The following is a 21,310-nucleotide window of genomic DNA, read 5'->3' as shown; positions in this document are numbered from 1 at the left end:
CTATCCCTTCAGCTCAATAGCTCCGACAACTGCGTGGCGGCCTTGACGACCGCGTCTTTTCCGCGCATCACCACGTCTTCTCGGTGGGAAATGAGGTTGATACACGTCGGCGGTGACGGCGCCGGGCGGCGTACCCCCACGGCCAGGCCGTAGGTGTTCGGTTCGATCTCGCCGTAGGTCATCACCCAACCGCGTTGCCGCGCGCGGGAAACCAGCTCGCGTTCGCCCGGCCGCGGAGGCATGCAGGCGAGCAGGGCGATGCCGGCGGCGCCGCGGTCGAGCGGGTATCGGCTGCCTTCGTGGAAGGAGAGTTGGTAGGCGACATGGCTGGGCACGATCACCGCGATCGCCACCTGCTGATCGCCTTCGGCAACGAGTAAGGACACGGTCGTGCCGAGCTCATCGGCCAGGGCGCGCAGCGTCGGCAGGCTCACTTGGCGCACATTGCGATCGAAGGAAGCGCCGAGCGCGGCCAGGCCCGCTGCCGGCCGGTAGCGGCCGTCTTCCCCCTTGGCCACCAGCCGGAACTCGGCCAACGTCGTCAGCAATCGATAGGCGATGGTCCGGTGCACCCCCACCTGATCGGCGAGTTGTTGCACCGTCAGCCCGCCGGGGGAATCCGCCACCATCTGCAGCGCGGTCAAGCCCCTGGCCAGGGTCTGAGAACCGGTACCGGACCCAGTCACAGCCTTGACAGACCTTCCCACAAAAGCGAAGCTCTATATATAACGCACATTAGTGTGCGATATTAGCACACGACGTAGGCAGAAAACGAGAACGAGATTTCCCCCGAACTGGAGGCCGGACAGCACCGTGGCGGAGTTCGAGAGCATCTGGAGCGATCTCCAGGGCGTCGCGTTTGAGCAGGGCTACCTCGATGCGGGAGGAATACGGACCCGCTACCTGCGCGCCGGCGATCCCGGCAAGCCCGTGTTGATGATGCTGCACGGATCCGGCGGCCACGCCGAAGCCTACGTACGCAACCTCGGTGCGCACGCCGAGCATTTCTGGACGTGGTCGATCGACATGCTTGGTCACGGGTACACCGACAAGCCGGGGCATCCGCTGGAAGTCGTCCACTACGTCGAGCATCTGATGGCGGTGCTGCGCACCATCGGTGCGAATCGTGCCTACCTCAGCGGCGAATCGCTCGGGGGCTGGGTGGCCGCGCGCACGGCGGTCGACCATCCGGATGTCGTCGAGCGACTGGTGCTCAACACCGCCGGCGGATCTCAGGCCGATCCCGTGGTGATGCAGCGGATCATCACGCTGTCCATGGCGGCCGCCGAGGACCCAACCTGGGAAACGGTGCAAGCGCGCATCAAATGGCTGATGGCCGACAAGTCCAAGTCTTACGACGATCTGGTCGCCAGCCGCCAACGCGTATACCGGCAACCGGGATTCGTCTCCGCAATGAGCGACATCATGGCGCTGCAGGATCCGGAGATTCGCGCACGCAACATCCTCGGGCCGGACGAATACGGGTCGATCATCGCCCCGACGCTGGTGCTGTGGACCAGTGACGACCCCACCGCGGACGTCACGGAAGGACGCCGGATGGCGGCGATGATTCCGGGCGCGCGCTTCGAGGTGATGCCCGGTTGCGGCCATTGGCCGCAGTACGAGGACGCCAAGACCTTCAATCAGTTGCATCTCGACTTTCTGCTGGGCCGGTGATGGTCGCACCGGGGCAGGAGTTTGCTGACATCGAGACGGACGTCTTGGTGGTGGGCGCGGGCCCGGTTGGTTTGACCCTCGCCAATATCCTTGGCCTGCAGGGCATTCGCACGGTGGTGGTGGACGAGCGGGACACCCTGATCGACTACCCTCGCGGGGTCGGCCTAGATGACGAGGCGCTGCGGACCTTCCAGTCGATCGGACTCGCCGACCGGGTGCTGCCGCATACCGTGCCAAATCAGATTCTGCGGTTCGTCGACGCCAAGCGGCGTGTGCTCGCCGAAATGGCCCCTCCTGACGCATGTTTCGGCTGGCCGAAGCGAAACGGTTTCGTCCAACCGCTCGTCGACGCCGAATTGCTTACCGGCCTGGACCGATTCGAACATGTCCAGGTGTGGTGGGGGCGTCCGATGACGGCATGCCGGGAGGGCCGCGACGGGGTGACCGTCGAGCTCGGTGGCGGCGCCGAAAACGACGGTGACTCACGCGTGCGGGCGCGCTATGTGGTCGGGTGCGACGGCGGCCGCAGCATGACACGCCGGGTGATGGGCGTGTCGTTCGACGGAACGACGTCGCCGACCCGGTGGCTGGTGGTCGACATCGCCAACGACCCGCTGGGGCACCCGAACAGCGAGGTCGGTGCCGACCCCGAACGCCCGTATGCCTCGATCTCGATCGCTCACGGAATTCGCCGCTTCGAGTTCATGATTCACGCCCATGAGACGGACGAGCAGGCCGAAGATCCCGCGTTCCTGACGCAGATGCTGGCCAGGATGGTGCCCCACCCCGACCGGGTCGACGTGATCCGGCGCCGGGTGTACACCCACCACTCGCGGATCGCCGGTGCGTTCCGCCAGGGCCGGCTGCTGCTCGCCGGCGATGCCGCCCACCTGATGCCGGTCTGGCAGGGGCAGGGGTACAACAGCGGGATCCGCGACGCGGCAAACCTGGGCTGGAAGCTCGCCGCGGTGGTGAGCGGCCGCGCCGACGACAAGCTCCTGGAGACCTATGACGTGGAACGCCGCAAGCATGCCCGCGCGATGATCGACCTGTCCACCATGGTGGGCCGGGTGATCTCGCCGACCAACCGCCGCGTGGCGGCGGCGCGCGATCTGCTGGTGCGGTCGGCGTCAATTGTCCCGTCGCTCAAGCGTTATGTGCTGGAAATGCGGTTCAAGCCGATGCCGCGCTACGAGCAGGGGGCCGTCGTGCACGCCGCGCCAGGGTGCACCGATTCGCCGGTGGGCACGCTGTTCGTCCAGCCGCGCGTCGACACCCGCGACCAGCAGGACGTGTTGCTCGACGACGTGCTCGGTTCGTGGTTTGCCGTGCTGTGCTGGAACAACAACCCCCGCAAGATTCTCGGCGATGTGGCATTCGCGAACTGGAAAGCTCTGGGCGCCCGATTCTTTGCACTGCGCCCGGCGACGCAGCTGCACTGGACCGGACACGACGACCCCGACGTGGCGGTCGTCGGTGATCGGCACGGCGGCCTCAAGTCCTGGTTCGACACCCACTCGGACTCGGTGCTGTTTTTGCGCCCCGACCGATGCATCGCGGGTGCGTGCATCGCTCAGCGCGCGCCCGACCTGAGTGCCGCGCTCCTTGACGCACTCACACTCACGCCGCGAGGGGGTGATCTACAAAGTGGCACTGGCTCTGTGCTGTATGTCGCACAGCCCTCTCCTGAATCTTCCGGGGCCGTCGCGGGACCTGCTTGACGACATCGAGGGCGCAATCGCGGAAGCCCGAAGCTTCGTCGAAGAGTATGACCCCGAACTCGTGGTCAGCTTCTCACCGGATCACTACAACGGCTTCTTCTATAAGGTGATGCCGCCCTTCTGCATTGGCACCAGCGCCCATGGGGTGGGCGACTACGGCACCCACGCCGGTCCGCTGAACGTGCCGGAGACGCTTGCGACCGAGTGTGCGAAGGCGGTCCTCGACGCGGGCGTCGACATCGCGGTGTCGGCCAGCATGGATGTAGATCACGGCACGATCCAGCCGCTGGAGAAGCTCTTCGGCGACGCCACATCGCGTCCCGTGATACCGATCTTCGTCAACGCCATCGGCGTGCCGCTGGGCCCGATGCATCGCTGCCGCGCGCTCGGCGCCGCCGTCGGCAATTACCTTGTCAGCCTGGACAAGCGAGTGCTCATCCTGGGATCCGGCGGGCTCTCGCACAGCCCGCCGGTGCCGAACCTGGCGACCGCGCCCGCACCCATGCTGGAGCGGATCGTGCACGGCCGCCCGATGACGCCCGAACAGCGGCACGCCCGCCAAGCCGCCGTCATCGACGCGGCCAGAAGCTTCGCCGCGGGCGAGAGCGACCTGCAGGCACTCAACCCCGCATGGGATCACCGATTCCTGGACATCATCGACGGCGGGCGGCTCGCCGAATTGGATGGGTGGTCGAATTCGTTCGTCGCTCATGAGGGCGGCAGCTCCGCGCATGAGATCCGCACCTGGGTGGCGGCATTCGGGGCGCTGGAATCGGCGGGACCGTACGAAATCAGCGGGCGGTTCTACCAACCCGCGCCCGAACTGATCGCCGGTTTCGCCATCAGAACGGCACTTCCGAAGTGACGTCCGCACTGGACGGTTTCGATCACGTCGTCGACGTGCTCATCGTCGGGTCCGGCGGTGGCGGCATGACGGCCGCGCTGACGGCCCACGCCGCCGGCCTCGACACGCTGGTGATCGAAAAGTCGTCGTACTTCGGGGGTTCCACGGCCCTGTCCGGCGGCGGCATCTGGGTGCCCGGGGCCCCCGCACAGCGGCGCGAGGGCTATGTGCCCTCACCCGAGGACGTTGTGGGTTATCTCAAATTGATCACCGACGGATTGGTCAGCGAGGCGCGGCTGCGGCAGTACGTCGAGTCCGCACCACAGATGCTGCAGTTCTTGGAGCAACTGTCCGGGTGGTTCGAATTCGTGTGGAAGCCCGGCTATGCCGACTACTACCCGGAGCTTCCCGGCGGCTCGGAACTGGGCAGCACCATCAACGTGCCGCCCATCGACCTGCGGAAGCTGGGCCCCGACGAGCAGAAGCTGTTGCAGCCCCTGGCCCTGGCGCCGAAGGGAATCTGGTTGGGGCCCAAGGAGCTCCGTCAGTTCTACCGGATCAGGCAGTCCTGGACGGGTAAAGGAGTGCTGCTGAAGCTGATTGGGCGAATGGTCCGGGCGAGGGTGTTCGGTGAGCGGATGGCCGCGATCGGGCAGTCGCTGGCAGCTCGGCTCCGGCTGGCGCTGCGCGAACGCGGCATTCCGCTCTGGCTGGAGTCGCCGATGGTCCAGCTGCTGACCGAGTCCGACGGGTCGGTCACCGGTGCGGTGGTGGAACGGGAGGGCACGCCACAGCGGATCGGCGCACGACGGGGCGTCATCCTGGCGTCCGGCGGATTCGACCACGACCTCGCCTGGCGCAAGGAGCTCCTGCCCGAGGTGGATCAGGACTGGAGCTTCGGCAATCCCGCGGCCATGGGCGACGGCATCCACGCTGGCCAAAAGGTGGGCGCCGCAACGGATTTGCTCGACGAGGCCTGGTGGTTCCCGGCGATCCAGTGGCCGGACGGCCGTATGCAATTCATGCTCAACGAACGGATGATGCCGGCGCAGTTCATCGTCAACGGTGCGGGCAAGCGCTTCATCAACGAGGCGGCTCCTTACATGGACTTCGGTCACGCCATGATCGAGGGCCAGCGATCCGGCGTCACCCACATCCCGTGCTGGCTGATCACCGACCACAGATCGTTCAACCGCTACGTCGTCGGAGGACACCTGCCGATACCCAAGATTCCGGGAGCGCCGGTTCCCACCGGCCGCAGGATCCCGCCGGCCTGGCTGGAATCGGGCGTCGTCAAAGCGGCCAGGACGTGGGACGAAATGGCGGCCAAGATCGGCGTGCCCGCCGACCAGCTTGCCGAAACCGCCAGCCGCTTCAACGAACTCGCCCGCAGGGGCCACGACGACGATTTCAACCGCGGCGACAGCGTATACGACAACTACTACGGCGACCACACCTTGCCCAACCCGAACCTGTATCCGCTTGGCGATCCGCCGTACTACGCCTTCCGGATCGTGCTCGGGGACCTCGGGACCTCGGGCGGCCTGCTGACCGACGAGCACGCCCGCGTGCTGCGGGCCGACGGCGGCGTGGTGCCCGGCCTGTACGCGGTGGGTAACACCTCCGCCCCGGTGATGGGCCGTAGCTATGCCGGTGCCGGCGCGACCATCGGCCCGGCCATGACTTTCGGCTATGTCGCGGCGAAACACGTTGCGGCCGAAGCAGCCAAGCGTGCCCTTAATACTCATAGGAGGTAACGATGAAAATCTCACTGTTCTACGAATTCGCCCTGCCGCGACCCTGGGCGCCCGACGACGAACACGTCCTGCTGCAGGACTGTCTCAACGAGGTCGAGGCCGCGGACAAAGCGGGTTTCTCCACCGTGTGGTTGACCGAGCACCACTTCCTCGAGGAGTACTGCCACTCGACGGCACCGGAGATCTTCTTGGCGGCGGCCAGCCAGCGGACCAAGAACATTCGGCTGGGGTTCGGGATCATGCACCTGCCGCCGATCGTCAATCACCCCGCCCGGGTGGCCGAGCGCATCGCCACCCTCGACCTGCTCTCCAACGGCCGCGTCGAATTCGGCACCGGGGAATCGTCGTCGGTCGGCGAACTCGGCGGATTCAACATCGACCCCGCCGACAAGCGGGCGCAGTGGGAAGAGGCCCTCGAGGTGTCGATCCGGTGCATGATCGAGGAGCCGTTCACCGGCTTCAACGGCGAACACGTCCAGATGCCGGCGCGCAACGTCGTCCCCAAGCCGCTGCAGAAGCCGCACCCGCCGGTCTGGGTCGCCTGCACGCGGCCGGCCAGCGTCCAGATGGCGGCCCAAAAGGCGATCGGCGCACTCAGTTTCGCCTACACCGGTCCCGGACCGCTCACCGAGCGCGTCAACGGCTACTACAAGGAGTTCGAAGAGAACGGCGTCCCGGTCACTCCCCGGATCAACCCCAACATCCTGGCGATCGGCGGTGACCTGTCGATGATGGTGGCCAAGACCGATGAGCAGGCCCTGCAGCGCCTCGGGCAGGGCGGCGGATTCTTCTCGTTCGGGATCATGCACTACTACATGACCGGCGTGCACACGCCGGGACGGACCGGCGTGTGGCAGCGCTATCTCGAAGAGGTGGACAAGGATCCGACGCTGGCGTACGGGCCGGGCCGGGGTGCGATCGGCTCGCCGGCCACGGTGCGCGAGTTCCTACGCGGCTATGAGGAGAGCGGAGTCGACGAGATCATCTTGCTGCTCAACCCACGCAGCCACGAGGGCACCATGGAATCCATCGAGCTGATGGGCAAAGAGGTGCTCCCCGAATTCATCGAGCGGGACGCAAAGGCCGTGGCGGAAAAGGCGAAGCGGCTGGAGCCCGTCATCGAAAAGGTGGAGTCGCGCCGGCCGGAATCGACCGCACCGCAATTCGACGAGGATTACTCGTTCGGTGGACTCCCGACCGGTCGCGGCGGTAAGTTCACCGCCAGCGAGATCCCCGAAGCCATGGCGGAGATAAACGAAGGCCGCGTGCAGGCCGCGCAGCGCGCAAAGGAACAGCAGAAGTAGGGCCGGACGGCATCTGAGCCGGGAGAATTTCGAGGCGAGCCTTGGGAGAGATCGACGAGCTGTGGCGCTACGGCGGCCGCCGTGCCGTGGTGACGGGATGCGCTTCCGGCATCGGCGAACACGTGGTGCGGCAGCTCACCGAGCTTGGGGCCGAAGTCGTCGGACTCGACAAACGGCGACCCGACTTCGCGATCGACGAATTCCATGAGGTCGACCTGGCAGATCGGACATCGATCGACGCGGCGGTAGCCGGGGTAACGGGTCGGGTCGATGCGCTGTTCAATGTTGCCGGCGTGTCGTCCGGGATCGGCGATCCGCCACTCGTGGTGACCATCAATTTCCTGGGGATGCGTCACCTCACCGAGGCATTGATCCCGAAGATGGTCGCGGGGTCCTCCATTGTCGGCGTGTCTTCTCTCGCCGCTGCCGCGTTTCGGGAGCATCTGAGAGATGTTGCGCCGCTGCTGAATACGGCGACGATGCAGGAGGGTATCGACTGGTGCCGTGAGCATCCCGACGCGCTGGGCACCGGCTATCAGCTGTCCAAGGAAGCGATCATCCTGTACACCATGCGCAGCGCCACGCCGCTGGGCGAGCGGGGAATCCGCATCAACTGCACCGGCCCCGGGGTCACCGAGACACCGATCCTGGACCAGCTGCGTACGGCGTACGGACCGGGCTTCCTCGACGACATTCCCAAGCCGCTGGGCCGCGTCTCGGGCCCCGCCGAGCAGGCCGCGGTGTTGCTCTTCCTGAATAGCAATGCCGCCAGCTATATTTCGGGCCAAGTGGTGTGGGTCGACGGCGGAAACGTGGGCGCCGCAATCGCGCGTGAACTCGAGGAAGGGCGTGTCCAGTGGCCAGTGTGACCGACTTTCGCCGGACCGCCCGCGACGTCAGCAACTGGGGCCGCTGGGGTGATGACGACGAACTCGGCACACTGAACTTCATCACCGCGGACAAGATCGCCCAGGCCGCAAGCCTGGTCCGGCACGGCAAAGTGTTTCCCCTCGGCGTGGACTTCGGCTCGTCGGGGCCGCAGGGCGCCTTCGGTTTTCGGCACAACCCGGTCCACGTCATGACGGTGGACGGCGGTGACGCCAGCACGCTGGCCCAGTACGGGCCGGATTGGGAACGGAACCCGACGGCGGCGCAGATGGGCCCGTACTTCGTCGACAACCTGTTCCGGTTCAACGACGACATGATCATCATGCCGTTGCAGGCGGCCACCCAATGGGACGCGTTGTCGCACGTCTACTACGACGACCAGCTCTACAACGGTATCCCGGCCGGTTCGGTGACCAGCCTCGGCGCACGGCATCTCGGCATCGAGAAGGTCGACGGTAAGGGCATCACCTCCCGCGGTGTGCTGCTGGACCTGGTGCGCCACCGGGGCGCGGAGGTGTTCCTGGAGCACGGAAATCCCATCACCCCCGAGGAATTGGACGATGTCGTCCGCGCACAGGATGTGACGATCGGTCGGGGTGACATCCTGCTCATCAAAACCGGTTGGTGGACAAGGTATCTGCAGACCGGAAACAAAACCGAACGGTATTCGGGCCTGGACTGGCGATGCGCGCAGTGGCTGCACGATCACGAGATCGCCGCGGTCGCTGCCGATAACCTCCAAGTCGAAGACCCGGTGTCCGGGGTCGACGGTGTGTTTTTGCCCTTCCACCTGCTGACGCTGCGGGACATGGGCATGATGCTCGGTGAATACTGGGATTTGACCGCTCTGGCAGCCGACTGCGCAGCCGACGGCGTCTACGAGTTCCAGCTCATCGCACCGCCGCTGAGATTCGTTGGGGCAGTGGGCTCACCGGTGAACCCGATCGCGATCAAATGATGCAACGAAGAACCATCTCGGTTGACGGGCTGACCACCAGCTATCTGGAAGCCGGCGAAGGCGATCCGGTGGTGCTGCTGCACGGCGGTGAGTTCGGGGCCGGCGCCGAGCTCGGGTGGGAGCGCAACATCGAAGCGCTTGCCGCCCGTTACCGGGTGCTGGCGCCGGACCAGCTGGGGTTTGGGCAGTCCGCCAAGGTCATCGACTTCGTCGACGGTCGTGGCATGCGGATTCGGCATGTGGCGCGCTTTTGCGAACTGCTCGGCGTCGACTCTGCGCACTTCGTCGGCAATTCGATGGGCGCCATCAATCTGCTCACCGACGCCACGTCGGGCACACGATTACTGCCGGTGCACAGCTTGGTGCTTATCTGCGGCGGCGGGGAGATACAGCAGAACGAGCATTTCGAGGCGCTGCAGAACTATGACGCAACGGTGCCTGGCATGCGCCGCATCGTCGAGGCGCTGTTCTTCGACTCCGGCTATCCCGCCGACGACGGCTACGTGCGCCGCCGCCACGAATCGAGCACAGCGCCGGGGGCATGGGAGGCCGTGGCGGCGGCCAGGTTTCGCCGCCCCGGCGCCACGCCGTCCGCGGCGCCGTCGACCACACGAGCCTACGAATGCATCTGCGTGCCAACGCTTGTCCTCGAGGGTGCAGAGGACAAGCTCCTTCCGGCCGGCTGGGCCGCCGAGATCGCCAAACAGATCGACGGGGCCCGTTCGGTCGTGGTCGACAAGGCCGGCCACTGTCCCCAGATCGAGCAGCCTTCGGTGGTCAACCAGCTGCTGATGGATTTCTTGGGCGCCGTCTGAAGGTCATTGGTGTTCCTCGTCATTGGCTCACGTGCTTTGATTGCGAGGCGGAGCTCAACCGCCCGCGCTAGCCCATCCGAGTATCGCGAGTCGCCCGGCATTCGGGCATTGCCCCGCGATCATGTCAATGCGGTTGAGCGCGAGGCTATCTCGGGTAGGCGGAATCAAACGGCCGCACCGCCGCCGTCGACGTGGAGGGTAGAGCCGGTGATGAAGCTGGCCCGTGGGGAGCTGAGAAAGAGGATGGCCTCCGCGATCTCGGACGCGAACGCGGTGCGGCCGAGCGGCAACGCCCTTCCGAGTTCCTCGTTCACGTCGCCCCATGCGGCGGCCACCCCGATTGTGCGGGTGGGGCCGGGCGCCACGCTGTTGACCCGCACCCCGGCCGCCCCGAATTCGGCGGCCCAGGTGCGGGTGAGCGACTCCAGCGCGGCCTTGGAGGCGCTGTAGCCCGATGCGCCGGGGATCCCCTTGAACGCCGCCATGCTGGTGACGTTGACGATGCTCCCACGGCGTCGTGCCAACATTCCCGGGATCAGGCCGGCGACCAGAAAGTAGGCGCCGCGGACATTGGTGTCGAACATCGTCTCAAACATCGCCATGTCCTGGTCGACCGTGTATGCGGACGGGAAGCTGCCGGCGTTGTTGACGATGATGTCGACCTCGCCGCACCGCCGTACAAGCGAATTCACCGATTCGGCGTCGGCCATGTCGGTTTGGACGAACCGTGCGTTCGTACCGATGGCTTCCACGGCTTGGTCACCTTTGGTCCGGTGGCGGCCGGCGATGATGACGGTGGCGCCTTCGCTTGCGAGCAGTCGCGCGGATTCCAGTCCGATTCCCGCTGTTCCGCCGGTGATCACGGCGGTCTGATCCATCAGCTCCATCGAAGTCGACCCCGCGGACGCCTACTTGGCGTTGCTGGGCACCTGGGCTGTCAGCCAGTCACCGAATCGAGTGGAGTAGATCGTCACTTCTTCGCCCTCGATGGGAACGATCATGCGCTCGTCGAGCACGGCGCCGTAATACTGGGCATTCGGGTCGGTTACCACCTGGCGGGTGTCGCCGGTTGCGGCAAAGCGGGTCCGGATGAAGTCGTCCATGCCTTGCTTCTCTGGACCGGCGATATTGATCAGTCCGGCCGGATCTCCGACCGAGGCGCGAGTGACAGCCGTGGCGACATCTGCGGCGGCGATCGGCTGGAATGCGCCATGCGGGGCGCGCACCGTGTCGCCCTCGGCCAGCGAATCGGCAATGCCCTCAACGAATTCGAAGAACTGAGTAGCCCGCACGATCGTGTAGGGAGCGCCGGATTCGGTGATCAGCTTCTCTTGGGCCACCTTGGCGCGCATGTAGCCACTTGCCGCCGCTCGGTCGGCTCCCACGATCGACAATGCAACGTGGTGGTGCACACCGGCCGCGCGCTCGGCCTCGAGGAGGTTCCGGGTTGAGGTCGTGAAGAAGTTCAAGACGTCCTCGTCGGCCCAGGACGGGGAGTTGGACACGTCGACCACGGTGTGGACATCGGCGACGGCCTCGGCGAGACCTTCGCCGGTAATGGTGTTGACCCCGGAGCTCGGCGAGGCCGCAACCGCCTCGTGTCCCAGTTCGTCGAGCTGGGTGACTACCTGCGACCCGATGAGTCCGCTACCGCCGATTACCAGAACCTTCATGATCACGCCTTTCCGAATTTCCCGATGAACTGGTGTATTCAGCATGGCGCTGAACGAGGCCGCCCGGAACCCTGGAAAGTCCGTAGTCTTATCGGCTCAGGGGGCCAAGTCGCAACCCCGGAGCTGTCTGCGCGAGGTGATGCCGAGCTTGGCAAACACCTTCCGCAGATGCCATTCGACGGTGTGCGCGCTGATGAACAACTGAGCGGCGATCTCGGGATTGGTCAGGCCCTCCCCGGCCAGGCGCGCGATCTGCGCCTCCTGGGGCGTCAACTCGTCGCCCGGGGCGGCGGGTCGCTTACTCACCTTCTGGCCCGTAACCAACAGTTCGCGGCGCGCCCGCGCGGCGAACGCCTCGGCGCCCATCCGTCCGAACATCTCGTGGGCAGTCTGCAGCTGTGTGCGGGCATCGATGCGTCGATTGCAGCGGCGCAGCCACTCTCCATAGATCAGATGGGCACGGGCCAGTTGCACCGTGATGCGGGTGCGTTCGAGCTTTTCGATCGCCTCTCGGTAGAAGTTCTCGGCCTTGCGGTCGTGGACCAGCAGCGCTCGCGATCGGGCTAAAATGCCTGCAGCCCAGTCTGTTCCGCTGGCTGTCGCGCGCTCTTCCAGTTGGCGCAGGGCATCGTTCGCCGCTTCGTGCTCGCCGCTTCGAGCGCCGGCTTCGATGAGTTCGATGAGACACCAGCCGAACAAACCGAGATCTTCGTGTTCGCATGCCTGCCGCGCGGAATCGAACGCGTCGTCGTAGCGGCCGAGGCCGTTGTACAGCAAGGCTTTTGTGTAGCCCGCCAAACCGACGATTCGTCCTTCACCCCTTGCCATTCCGTCGGCGGCGGCGGTGTCGATCAGCTTGTGCGCCTCCGCGTCGACGCCGCGCCAGGCGGCCAGCAGCACCGATTGGTACTTCACTGGGGCATAGCCGGTCGCGGCGCTGATGGCGCTGGCTTCGTCGATCAGCGCCGAAGCCGACGCGAACTCTCCAGCCTGTAGGTGTACGCCGGCGCGGTAGGCCAGCGCGTGCGGTAACACCGCGAGCGCGCCCGCATCACGTGCGAGACGGACGGCGTGCGTGGCAAGCCGGTGCCACACTTCGTCGTCCCATGTTTCGTGGACGCTGGATTCCTGAACGATCGGGAAGGCTCGCCAGAACCAGTGCATGACGTCGTCGCCACGCTCGGCTTCGGCATCGATGAGTGTCAGTGCACGCCGCAGCGGTGCCAGGCTCGGGACGAGACCGGCTGTGGCTCGCAGTGCGATGCCATCGAGGAGGAGATCGACCGCCCGTTCGGGCTTCGGCGCGGGTGGGGCCGCGCGGGCGGCTTCAGCGACCAGGTGAATACCGCCGTGCGGGCACAGCCGGCCGCCGAACATCGCCGCCCCCAGCGCGTCCAAATACGTCTCCCGAGATTGTGCGTCGTCGAGTGTTTCCAGCCGGCGGGCGGCATCGAGGAGACCGACGGCGGCATCGGAAACCGTAGGCGCATCGGCATCTCCGTTCCGGCGTCGAGCGAAAATCATTTGCGCGCGCAGCCTGGCGCTTCGGGCCCGCCCGAGTTCGTTCAGCGACGCGTTCTCGGCGATGGTCAGCAGTTCGTCCGCGGCGTCGAAAGCCGCAACGTCGCGCATGGCCTGAGCCGCGGCCAACGCCCGTGTTTCCCGGCGGGCCGGGTCGGCGGTCAGCTGGGTCGCCCGTTCCAAGAAGGCGGCCGCAGCGGCGGCACCGCCCCGGGCGTGTGCGCGATCGGCGGAGCGCTCGAGCGCGGCAGCGACGGACTCGTCGGGTCCTGGCGCTGAGATCGCCAAATGCCATGCGCGTCGGTCGGGATCGGCGTCGGAATCCGTTGCCTCGGCGAGGGCTTGATGCACCCGGCGGCGCTCCATCAGGTCCGCCGTGCGGTATGCCGCCGACCGCACCAGCGGGTGCCGGAATCGCACTCGCGTCCCGATGTCGATCAGTCCCGCGGACTCGGCGGCTTCCGCCGCACCCAGTGGAAGACCCAAATGTTCTGCGGCGCACAACAATAGCGCCGCATCGCCAACCGGTTCCGCTGCCGCGGTGACCAAAAGCCGCTGGGACTCTTCGGGCAATGACCGGATGCGTTGGATGAAAAGGTGCTCGATCTGTCCCGCCAACGGCTGGACGTCTGGGCGCTGGAAGCCTCCCGCCAGGTCCGCCGCTGTCAGGCCACGGGGCAACTCCAACAGCGCCAGCGGATTTCCCCGCGTTTCCGCCACGAAGCGATCGAGCACCTGGTCGTCCAGCCGGCCGAGGATGACCGAGTTCAACAATGCGCGAGCGTCGCGCGGATTGAGGCCACGCACAGTCAATTCGGGAAGGCCGGCCAACTCATCGGCGCAGCCGTCACGCACTGCGAACACCATCGCCACGGGCTCTGCGATTAGGCGGCGAGCAACAAAGGCCAACGTCTGGGCCGAGATTCGGTCAATCCACTGGGCGTCGTCGACGAGGAAGATCAGGGGCCTGACCTCGCTCGCTGCGTCGATCAGGCTCAGCATCGCCAACCCGACCAGGAAGCGGTCCGGCGCCGGCCCAGTGCTTCGTCCAAAGGCGACATCCAGCGCACCCCGCTGCGGCGGCGGTAGCCGATCGAGACACTCCAGCAGCGGCAGACAGACTTGCTGCAGGGCAGCGAAGGGGAGTTCCATCTCTGATTCGACCCCCGCCACCCGCGCGGTGAGGCAGCCCGCGGCGTTCTCGGCCGCAAAGTCCAGCAGGGCCGTCTTGCCGATGCCGGCCTCGCCGCGCAGCACCAAGACCTGGCCCCGGCCCGAGCGGGCGCCCGATACCAGCCGATCGAGGGCCGCGCATTCCGCACGTCGACCGCGCAGAGGCGATGCCTGTCGAACTTTCACCCGTACCACCGCTGGAAGAAGATTTGCGTTCGACCTTACCGGGGCGCGGGTGTCATCACCGCGGTGAGCGGCGCCCCCGTTAAATCAATTGCTTGACTTAACGCGGCATGCGCCGATTAACTCGTCGTGTGGCTAACGAATTGGACGGCAGGGTCGCCATCGTCACCGGCGCGGCCTCCGGCATCGGCCGCGGTCTCGCGGAGCGGTTTGTGGCCGAGGGCGCACAGGTCGTCATCGCCGACGTCGAGACCGATCGCGGCGAGGCGCTGGCGACCTCGCTCGGTGACAACGCCGTCTTTTGCCGGACCGACGTCTCCGACCCCGAACAGGTGCGAGCGCTGGTATCCGGTGCCGTCGAGAAGTTCGGCGGCCTGCACGTCATGGTGAACAATGCCGGGATTTCCAGCCCGCTGCGCAAGTTGCTGGACGACGACCTCAGCGATTTCCACCGCGTGATGGGGGTCAACGTGCTGGGCGTGATGGCAGGAACCCGAGATGCCGCGCGGCACATGGCAGAACACGGGGGCGGGTCGATCATCAACATCACCTCGATCGGCGGCATCCAGGCCGGCGGCGGCGTCATGATCTATCGCGCGTCCAAAGCGGCCGTCATTCAATTCACCAAGGCCGCCGCGATTGAGTTGGCCCACCACGAGATTCGCGTCAACGCCATCGCACCCGGCAACATACCGACGCCGATCTTGGGGAAGTCGGGGACCGGCATGGACCCCGAGCAGCTGAAGCAGTTCGAGGCGCGAATCCGCGAGACGATGCGGGAGGACCGGCCGCTGAAGCGCGAGGGCACTCCCGATGACGTCGCCGAAGCGGCGCTGTACTTCGCCACCGACCGCTCGCGCTATGTCACCGGGACGGTGCTTCCAGTCGACGGTGGGACCGTGGCGGGCAAGCCGATCCGTTCCAAGAAGCACGGGTGACATCGCCGACGGCGCGAGCGTGACGGTGCGGTCACGGTCGGGCTCCAGCGTGACACTGCGGTCACGGTCGCCCAGGCGCGGCGGTGGGCCGGCGGCACGTCAACCCCTGTACGCGCAGCATTTAAATCAATCGCTTGACTTAAACCCTAGCAGGAGGTTGACTGATCCAATGACCACCGCAGGCCGGACCGTTCGCACCGATCGGGCCAGTTCCACCCAGGAGGCGATCCTGGTGGCGGCCGAGCGCCTGTACGCGGAGCATGGCATGTTCGCGGTGTCCAACCGGCAGGTCAGCGAGGCCGCCGGCCAGGGCAACAATGCCGCCGTCGGTTACCACTTCGGCACCAAAGCCGACCTGGTGCGGGCGATCGAGCAAAAGCACCGCGGACCCGTCGAGGAGCTCCGCGAGCGGATGGTGTCCGACCTGCTGGCCTCGGGTGGGTCCGGCGAATTGCGCTCCTGGGTGGCGTGTTTGGTGCGCCCACTCACCGATCACCTTGAGCAGCTGGGAAACCCGACGTGGTACGCGCGCTTCGCCGCCCAGGCCATGACCGATCCGGCCTACTACAACATCGTCGTCAAAGGCGCGCTCAGCTCGCCGTCGCTGGTGCAGGTCGTCGACGGCTTCAACCGCTGCCTGCCCAACTTGCCCGCCGATGTGCACTTCGAACGCAACATCATGGCCCGAAACCTGTTGATGCACACCTGCGCCGATCGTGAACGCGCCTTCGCCACGGGCGCGATGACGTCCCATCGTCCATGGCGGGCTGCGGCATCCGGGCTCATCGACGCGATCGTCGGCCTGTGGCTGGCGCCGGTGACGGCGTACGAGTGAAGGACTCGCCGATGAAAGTGACTGTCGACCAAGACGTTTGCGCCTCTTCGGGGAACTGCGTGATGAATGCGCCCGACGTGTTCGATCAGCGCGATGACGACGGCGTCGTCGTCCTCCTCAACCCAAACCCAACTCCCGAACAGTCCGAAGGCGCGCGGCGGGCGGCGGCTGCCTGCCCCGCGCTCGCCATCCACATCGAGGAATGACATGTCAGACACACTGGCGAGCACGGCAACAGCGCAGACCTCCGACATCCCGGACTACCCGATGGCCAGGGAGCCGCGCTGCCCGTTCGCGCCGCCACCGGACGTCATGGCACTGGCCGAGGCCAGGCCGCTGTCCAGGGTCCGGATCTGGGACGGCAGCACACCGTGGCTCATCACCGGCTACGAGCAAGTGCGCGAACTGTTTTCGGACTCCCGGGTCAGCGTCGACGACCGGCAGCCCGGATTCCCGCACTGGAACGAAGGCATGCTGTCGACGGTGCACAAGCGCCCGCGGTCGGTGTTCACCGCCGACGGTGAGGAGCACACCCGGTTCCGGCGCATGCTGTCAAAACCCTTCACGTTCAAGCGCGTCGAAAACCTGCGCCCGACCATCCAGCAGATCACCGACGACCATATCGACGCGATCCTCGCCGGGCCGCAGCCCGCTGACATCGTCACCGCGCTGGCGCTGCCGGTGCCCTCGCTGGTGATCAGCCAGCTGTTGGGTGTTCCGTACGAAGACGCCGATATGTTTCAGCACCACGCCAACGTCGGTCTCGCGCGTTATGCCACCGGCGCGGACACCGTCAAAGGCGCGATGAATCTCAACAAATACCTCGCTCAGCTGGTCGAAGCCAAGATGGAGAAGCCGGCCGAGGACGCGGTTTCCGACCTCGCCGAGCGGGTCAAGGCCGGAGAGCTCAGCGTGAAAGAGGCCGCGCAACTCGGCACCGGCCTGCTGATCGCCGGGCACGAGACCACCTCCAACATGATCGGCCTCGGTGTGCTCGCCCTGCTGGAAAATCCCGACCAGCTGGCCATCATTCGCGATGCGGAAGATCCGAAGGTCATCGCCAGTGCGGTGGAAGAGCTGCTGCGTTATCTCAGCATCATTCAGAACGGCCAGCGCCGCGTCGCGCTCGACGACATTCACATCGCCGGCGAGACGATCCGTGCCGGCGAGGGCATCATCATCGATCTGGCCCCGGCCAATTGGGATTCGGACGCGTTCGCCGAGCCGGACCGGCTGTACCTGCATCGCTCGGGCGCCGACCGCAACGTCGCGTTCGGCTATGGCCGGCACCAGTGCGTAGGGCAGCAGCTTGCCCGCGCCGAACTGCAGATCGTGTTCCACACCCTGGCCCGGCGCATACCCACTCTGCAACTTGCCATTCCGATCGAGGAGGTGCCGTTCAAGGACGACCGACTCGCCTACGGCGTCTACGAATTGCCGGTGACCTGGTAGCCCAGCTCGCTGCCTATCCAAATTGCGGATCCGAACGGAGGGTCAATGATGACGACTCAAGCAAGCACGCTTTACCCGCCCGGAGGTTATGGCGCTCCGAAGGATCGGCGTGGCCACGCCGCGGGCGCCGATGTCGGTCTGCCGCGGGGGACGGTGGTCTTCTCGGCGGACAACCACATCTCGCTGGCGGATGACATCTTCTATCAACGCTTTCCGGACGAGCTGAAGGACAAGGCGCCGCGGATCTGGTACGAGGAGGGCGCCTACCAGGTCGGTCGCAAGGGCCAGTCCTTCCTGCCGGGCGATTTCAGCGCCGTGCTCATGCAGTACGACGATCTGCCCGGTGCCGCGAGCACCAACATCGAGGCCCGGATTCAAGAGCTGCACGACGACGGCGTCGAGAAGGAACTGGCGTTCCCCAACGCGGTGCTGGCGCTGTTTCACTATCCGGACAAGCAGCTTCGCGAGCTGGCCTTCCGCATCTACAACGAGTACATGGCCGAGCTTCAGGAGCGCTCGAACGGCCACTTCTACGGCGCCGGGCTGATCAACTGGTGGGACCCGCAGGGCACCCGCAAGACGCTGGACGAGCTGAAGTCGTTGGGGCTCAAGACTTTCCTGCTGCCGCTCAATCCTGGCAAGGATGACGACGGCAACATCATCGACTATGGCAGCACCGCCATGAAGCCGGTCTGGGACGAGATCGAGGCCGCCGGTCTGCCGGTGACCCACCACATCGGGGAGACGCCGCCGAAAACCCCGTGCCAGTTCAACAGCGTGGTGGTCGGCATGATGATCAACATCGACGGCTTCCGTGAGCAGTTCGCCAAGTACCTCTTCACCGGAATCCTCGATGATCATCCCGGGCTGCGAATCGGCTGGTTCGAGGGCGGGATTGCCTGGGTGCCTTGGGCGTTGCAGGATGCCGACCACCTGATGGGGTCGTACCAACACATGTTCAACCGGACCCTCGAGCGCGACCCGCGCTATTACTGGGACACGCATATGAGCGCGTCGTTCATGGTCGACCCGCTGGGCCTGCAGCTGATCGACCAAATCGGGGTGGACAAGGTGATGTGGTCCAGCGACTACCCGCACAACGAAAGCACGTACGGCTATTCCGAGAAATCGCTGAAAGCCGTCGTTGAGGCGGTGGGTCCGGACGACGCGGTGAAGATCGTCAGCGGCAACGTCACGAAGTTCCTGGGTCTGTAAGTGACGACGTTCGCGCAACTGGACACCAACACGACGCTGGTGATACCCGAAACCGCCGACCTGGCTCGCCTGCGCCGCGAGACGGGGGCCCGGTTGCGTTCGGCGATGACCGAGCGCGGTGTCGACGCGATGATCCTGCTGGGCAACAACGCGGTGGTCTATGCCACCGGCGCCAGCTGGCCACTCGGCGACGCCGGATTGTCCTACGTCGAACGGCCGGTGGCCGTGGTGCTCGCCGACGACGAATGGCCGCATCTGTTCCTGCCCTTCCGGGAGGGAGCCTCGCAGGAAGCGGATTTGCCGGCCGATCACCTGCATGGGCCCGTCTACCTCGAATTCGACGAGGGTGTCGAGCATTTCGCGCGCCAGCTGGCCGAGCTCATTCCGGCCAAAGCGGTCACGGCGGTCGACGAGTGCACCGGTGCCATGTCGCGCGCCACAAAGCTCCTGTTCCCCGGCGGTGCACCCGTTGACGCCGCGGCCATCGTCAGCGCCGCCAAGTCGGTGAAAACGCCCGACGAATTGTCGTGCATGCGCAGCGCAATCCGGATCACCGACGAGGCGATGGTCGAGGTGCAGAAACGCCTGGCGCCCGGCATCCGCCAGATCGATTTGTCGGCAAGCTTTTTGCGCCGCGCCTTCGAACTGGGTGCCACAGCCAGCATGCTCGAGCCGATCTGGCAGGTGATGCCGCCGAGCAAGGCCGAGGGCGTGTGGACCACGCACGGCGATTTGGCGCTGCCGCTCCTGACCACCGAGCGTGAGCTGGCCGAAGGCGATGTGCTGTGGACCGACGTCAGCATCACGTATCAGGGCTACTGCTCCGACTTCGGGCGCACCTGGATCGTCGGGCGGGATCCGTCCCGGCGCCAGCAGGCGCAGTTCGACAAATGGTTCGAGATCATGAGTGCGGTTCTGGGCGTCGCCAAGGCCGGTGCCACCGCGGCGGATCTGGGCCGGGCCGCCATCACGGCCAACGGCGGCACCAAGCCGTGGCTGCCGCACTTCTACCTCGGCCACGGAATCGGCGTGAACGCCGCCGAAATGCCGATGATCGGAACCGATCTCGGGCAGGAGTTCGACGAGAATTTCGTCCTGCAATCCGGAATGGTGCTGGTTCTCGAGCCCGTCGTATGGGAGGACGGCACCGGCGGCTACCGCAGCGAAGAGGTCCTGGTGATCACCGAGGAAGGCTGGATCCGTTTGACCGACTACCCCTACGACCCCTATGGCAACTGAAGTCCTGCCCGACGAGCGCACGCTGCGCTCCGGGCGCCGCCAGCGGGCGCTGGCCCAGATGGCGGCACACGATCTCGACGTACTGGTCCTCGGCCGGCAAGCCAATGTCCGCTACGTCACCGGGGCTCCGCAACTGTGGGTGGCCGGCACCCGGCCGTTCGGCCCGACCTGCGTGCTGGTGCGCGAGACCGGCGCCGTGCACCTGCTGAGCACGTGGGATGAGGGCGTCCCCGAAGACATTCCCCACGAGAACCTCTACGGCATCTCGTGGAACCCGATGAACACGATGGCGGCCTTGCAGCGGATCGACGGCGCGGCGACCGCACGACGCGTCGGAACCGATGCGTTGTCACCGGTTTTCGCCCAACTCCTGCCGACCGTGTTCCCCGACGCGCAGCTGGTCGACGGCGAGCTGGCCATGCGGGCCGCGCGGCGCATCAAGACGGACGAGGAGATCGCCGCGCTGCGGGACTCAGTCGCGGTGGCCGAGTCGGCGCTCGCGGCGGCGGTTTCCGAACTGCGGCCGGGGGTCACCGAGCAGGCGCTGGCCGGCGTCTTGCTGGAGGCCGCCGCGGCCGGCGGTGTCAGCACGCCGTCGAACCAGGACGTCGCATGGGTGACATCGCGCAAGCACCCCTGGCGGCGCGCTCACGGCGACGGTCGTATCCAGGACGGCGATCTGGTGGCGTTCTCCGCCGGAGTGCTGGCGGGAGGCTACGTCGGCGAAGTGGGCCGGACCTGGCCCGCCGACAACCGGCGTGCGCCCAGCGGTGCGGCAGCACTGCACACGCGGTGGGATCGACTGTGGGGCAAGCTGATCGCAGCCTGCCATCCCGGCACTCACGCGGACGAGTTGCTCGCCGCTTACCGGAGCGCGGGTGAGCCCGAGCCGCCGATGCCGGTGGCCCGCGGCCTGGGCATGGGGTTCGACCCACCCGTCGTTTCCAAGCACCTGCCCACCACCGCGGCCGCAGAACGCCTGGAGCGGGGAATGGTGCTGGCCGTGACGGGCTACGTGTGGGAAGAAGGAGTCGGCGCGGTATTCGGGCGTGAAGCGGTCCTGATCACCGCCGACGGCCCCGAAGTGCTTACCGCGAGCCCGTTCTGGCGGCCCTAA

At 66.2% G+C, this 21,310-nt stretch carries 19 protein-coding genes; 15 read left to right on the top strand and 4 right to left on the bottom strand.

The window, feature by feature from the left end:
- Nucleotides 1-8 precede the first annotated feature (8 nt).
- A complete protein-coding gene (locus AC5Y7E_RS15470; RefSeq protein WP_499918775.1) occupies nt 9-686 on the bottom strand; it encodes an IclR family transcriptional regulator in 678 nt (225 codons plus the stop codon).
- A 127-nt stretch (nt 687-813) separates the two neighbouring features.
- Here AC5Y7E_RS15470 and AC5Y7E_RS15465 point away from each other — a divergent pair, with 127 nt between their 5' ends.
- Genes AC5Y7E_RS15465 through AC5Y7E_RS15430 form a run of 8 tightly spaced genes read left to right on the top strand, consistent with a single transcriptional unit; the run spans nt 814 to nt 9,964 of the window.
- A complete protein-coding gene (locus AC5Y7E_RS15465; RefSeq protein WP_499949653.1) occupies nt 814-1,677 on the top strand; it encodes an alpha/beta fold hydrolase in 864 nt (287 codons plus the stop codon).
- Nucleotides 1,677-3,398, top strand: coding sequence for a bifunctional 3-(3-hydroxy-phenyl)propionate/3-hydroxycinnamic acid hydroxylase (locus AC5Y7E_RS15460; RefSeq protein WP_499919041.1), 1,722 nt, complete (start codon nt 1,677-1,679; stop codon nt 3,396-3,398). Before AC5Y7E_RS15465 ends, AC5Y7E_RS15460 begins: the two co-directional genes overlap by 1 nt.
- Complete coding sequence (locus AC5Y7E_RS15455) at nt 3,346-4,263, top strand: 3-carboxyethylcatechol 2,3-dioxygenase (RefSeq protein ID WP_499949651.1); 918 nt, start codon at nt 3,346-3,348, stop codon at nt 4,261-4,263. The genes AC5Y7E_RS15460 and AC5Y7E_RS15455 overlap by 53 nt, the downstream gene beginning before the upstream one ends.
- A gap of 8 nt (nt 4,264-4,271) precedes the next feature.
- A complete protein-coding gene (locus tag AC5Y7E_RS15450; RefSeq protein ID WP_499949768.1) occupies nt 4,272-5,999 on the top strand; it encodes an FAD-binding protein in 1,728 nt (575 codons plus the stop codon).
- A 2-nt stretch (nt 6,000-6,001) separates the two neighbouring features.
- Nucleotides 6,002-7,303 carry an LLM class flavin-dependent oxidoreductase gene (locus AC5Y7E_RS15445; RefSeq protein ID WP_499949650.1) on the top strand — a complete coding sequence of 434 codons (1,302 nt, stop codon included), beginning with the start codon at nt 6,002-6,004 and terminating at the stop codon, nt 7,301-7,303.
- Between the two features lie 41 nt (nt 7,304-7,344).
- Nucleotides 7,345-8,172 carry a coniferyl-alcohol dehydrogenase gene (locus AC5Y7E_RS15440; protein ID WP_499949649.1) on the top strand — a complete coding sequence of 276 codons (828 nt, stop codon included), beginning with the start codon at nt 7,345-7,347 and terminating at the stop codon, nt 8,170-8,172.
- Entirely contained in the window at nt 8,160-9,149 is a 990-nt protein-coding gene (locus tag AC5Y7E_RS15435; RefSeq protein WP_499949648.1) for a cyclase family protein, read from the top strand. The genes AC5Y7E_RS15440 and AC5Y7E_RS15435 overlap by 13 nt, the downstream gene beginning before the upstream one ends.
- Complete coding sequence (locus AC5Y7E_RS15430; RefSeq protein WP_499949646.1) at nt 9,146-9,964, top strand: alpha/beta fold hydrolase; 819 nt, start codon at nt 9,146-9,148, stop codon at nt 9,962-9,964. The genes AC5Y7E_RS15435 and AC5Y7E_RS15430 overlap by 4 nt, the downstream gene beginning before the upstream one ends.
- 164 nt (nt 9,965-10,128) lie before the next feature.
- Here the strand turns inward: AC5Y7E_RS15430 and AC5Y7E_RS15425 are convergent, their stop codons facing one another.
- The 3 genes from AC5Y7E_RS15425 to AC5Y7E_RS15415 form a co-directional block, all read right to left on the bottom strand.
- Nucleotides 10,129-10,851, bottom strand: coding sequence for an SDR family NAD(P)-dependent oxidoreductase (locus tag AC5Y7E_RS15425; RefSeq protein WP_499918768.1), 723 nt, complete (start codon nt 10,849-10,851; stop codon nt 10,129-10,131).
- Between the two features lie 21 nt (nt 10,852-10,872).
- The gene (locus AC5Y7E_RS15420) at nt 10,873-11,637 is read right to left on the bottom strand and encodes an SDR family oxidoreductase (RefSeq protein WP_499949645.1); all 765 of its coding nucleotides are present in this window, start codon (nt 11,635-11,637) and stop codon (nt 10,873-10,875) included.
- A gap of 96 nt (nt 11,638-11,733) precedes the next feature.
- Complete coding sequence (locus AC5Y7E_RS15415; protein WP_499949644.1) at nt 11,734-14,517, bottom strand: ATP-binding protein; 2,784 nt, start codon at nt 14,515-14,517, stop codon at nt 11,734-11,736.
- 128 nt (nt 14,518-14,645) lie between these two features.
- Here AC5Y7E_RS15415 and AC5Y7E_RS15410 point away from each other — a divergent pair, with 128 nt between their 5' ends.
- From AC5Y7E_RS15410 to AC5Y7E_RS15380, 7 genes are all read left to right on the top strand, one after another.
- Entirely contained in the window at nt 14,646-15,452 is an 807-nt protein-coding gene (locus tag AC5Y7E_RS15410; protein ID WP_499918765.1) for an SDR family NAD(P)-dependent oxidoreductase, read from the top strand.
- A gap of 169 nt (nt 15,453-15,621) precedes the next feature.
- Nucleotides 15,622-16,287, top strand: a complete 666-nt coding sequence (locus AC5Y7E_RS15405) for a TetR/AcrR family transcriptional regulator (RefSeq protein WP_499918764.1) — start codon at nt 15,622-15,624, stop codon at nt 16,285-16,287.
- Nucleotides 16,288-16,298: 11 nt separating this feature from the next.
- Nucleotides 16,299-16,493 carry a ferredoxin gene (locus AC5Y7E_RS15400; RefSeq protein ID WP_499918762.1) on the top strand — a complete coding sequence of 65 codons (195 nt, stop codon included), beginning with the start codon at nt 16,299-16,301 and terminating at the stop codon, nt 16,491-16,493.
- Between the two features lies 1 nt (nt 16,494).
- Nucleotides 16,495-17,739, top strand: a complete 1,245-nt coding sequence (locus AC5Y7E_RS15395; protein ID WP_499918761.1) for a cytochrome P450 — start codon at nt 16,495-16,497, stop codon at nt 17,737-17,739.
- 153 nt (nt 17,740-17,892) lie between these two features.
- The gene (locus AC5Y7E_RS15390; RefSeq protein WP_499949766.1) at nt 17,893-18,954 is read left to right on the top strand and encodes an amidohydrolase family protein; all 1,062 of its coding nucleotides are present in this window, start codon (nt 17,893-17,895) and stop codon (nt 18,952-18,954) included.
- Nucleotides 18,955-20,193 (top strand): M24 family metallopeptidase, encoded by a 1,239-nt coding sequence (locus AC5Y7E_RS15385; RefSeq protein ID WP_499949642.1) that lies wholly within the window; start codon nt 18,955-18,957, stop codon nt 20,191-20,193. It begins immediately after the preceding gene.
- The gene (locus AC5Y7E_RS15380; RefSeq protein WP_499949641.1) at nt 20,183-21,310 is read left to right on the top strand and encodes a M24 family metallopeptidase; all 1,128 of its coding nucleotides are present in this window, start codon (nt 20,183-20,185) and stop codon (nt 21,308-21,310) included. Before AC5Y7E_RS15385 ends, AC5Y7E_RS15380 begins: the two co-directional genes overlap by 11 nt.

It is taken from the genome of Mycobacterium sp. NGS17 (assembly GCF_059813205.1).
This window is presented reverse-complemented; position numbering and strand designations above follow the sequence as displayed.

Bases quoted from the DNA above. Each gene is read 5' to 3' on its own strand.
- AC5Y7E_RS15460 (WP_499919041.1), top strand. From the start codon at position 1,677: ATGGTCGCACCGGGGCAGGAGTTTGCTGACATCGAGACGGACGTCTTG.
- AC5Y7E_RS15455 (WP_499949651.1), top strand. From the start codon at position 3,346: ATGTCGCACAGCCCTCTCCTGAATCTTCCGGGGCCGTCGCGGGACCTG.
- AC5Y7E_RS15445 (WP_499949650.1), top strand. From the start codon at position 6,002: ATGAAAATCTCACTGTTCTACGAATTCGCCCTGCCGCGACCCTGGGCG.
- AC5Y7E_RS15430 (WP_499949646.1), top strand. From the start codon at position 9,146: ATGATGCAACGAAGAACCATCTCGGTTGACGGGCTGACCACCAGCTAT.
- AC5Y7E_RS15425 (WP_499918768.1), bottom strand. From the start codon at position 10,851: ATGGAGCTGATGGATCAGACCGCCGTGATCACCGGCGGAACAGCGGGA.
- AC5Y7E_RS15420 (WP_499949645.1), bottom strand. From the start codon at position 11,637: ATGAAGGTTCTGGTAATCGGCGGTAGCGGACTCATCGGGTCGCAGGTA.
- AC5Y7E_RS15405 (WP_499918764.1), top strand. From the start codon at position 15,622: ATGACCACCGCAGGCCGGACCGTTCGCACCGATCGGGCCAGTTCCACC.
- AC5Y7E_RS15400 (WP_499918762.1), top strand. From the start codon at position 16,299: ATGAAAGTGACTGTCGACCAAGACGTTTGCGCCTCTTCGGGGAACTGC.
- AC5Y7E_RS15395 (WP_499918761.1), top strand. From the start codon at position 16,495: ATGTCAGACACACTGGCGAGCACGGCAACAGCGCAGACCTCCGACATC.
- AC5Y7E_RS15380 (WP_499949641.1), top strand. From the start codon at position 20,183: ATGGCAACTGAAGTCCTGCCCGACGAGCGCACGCTGCGCTCCGGGCGC.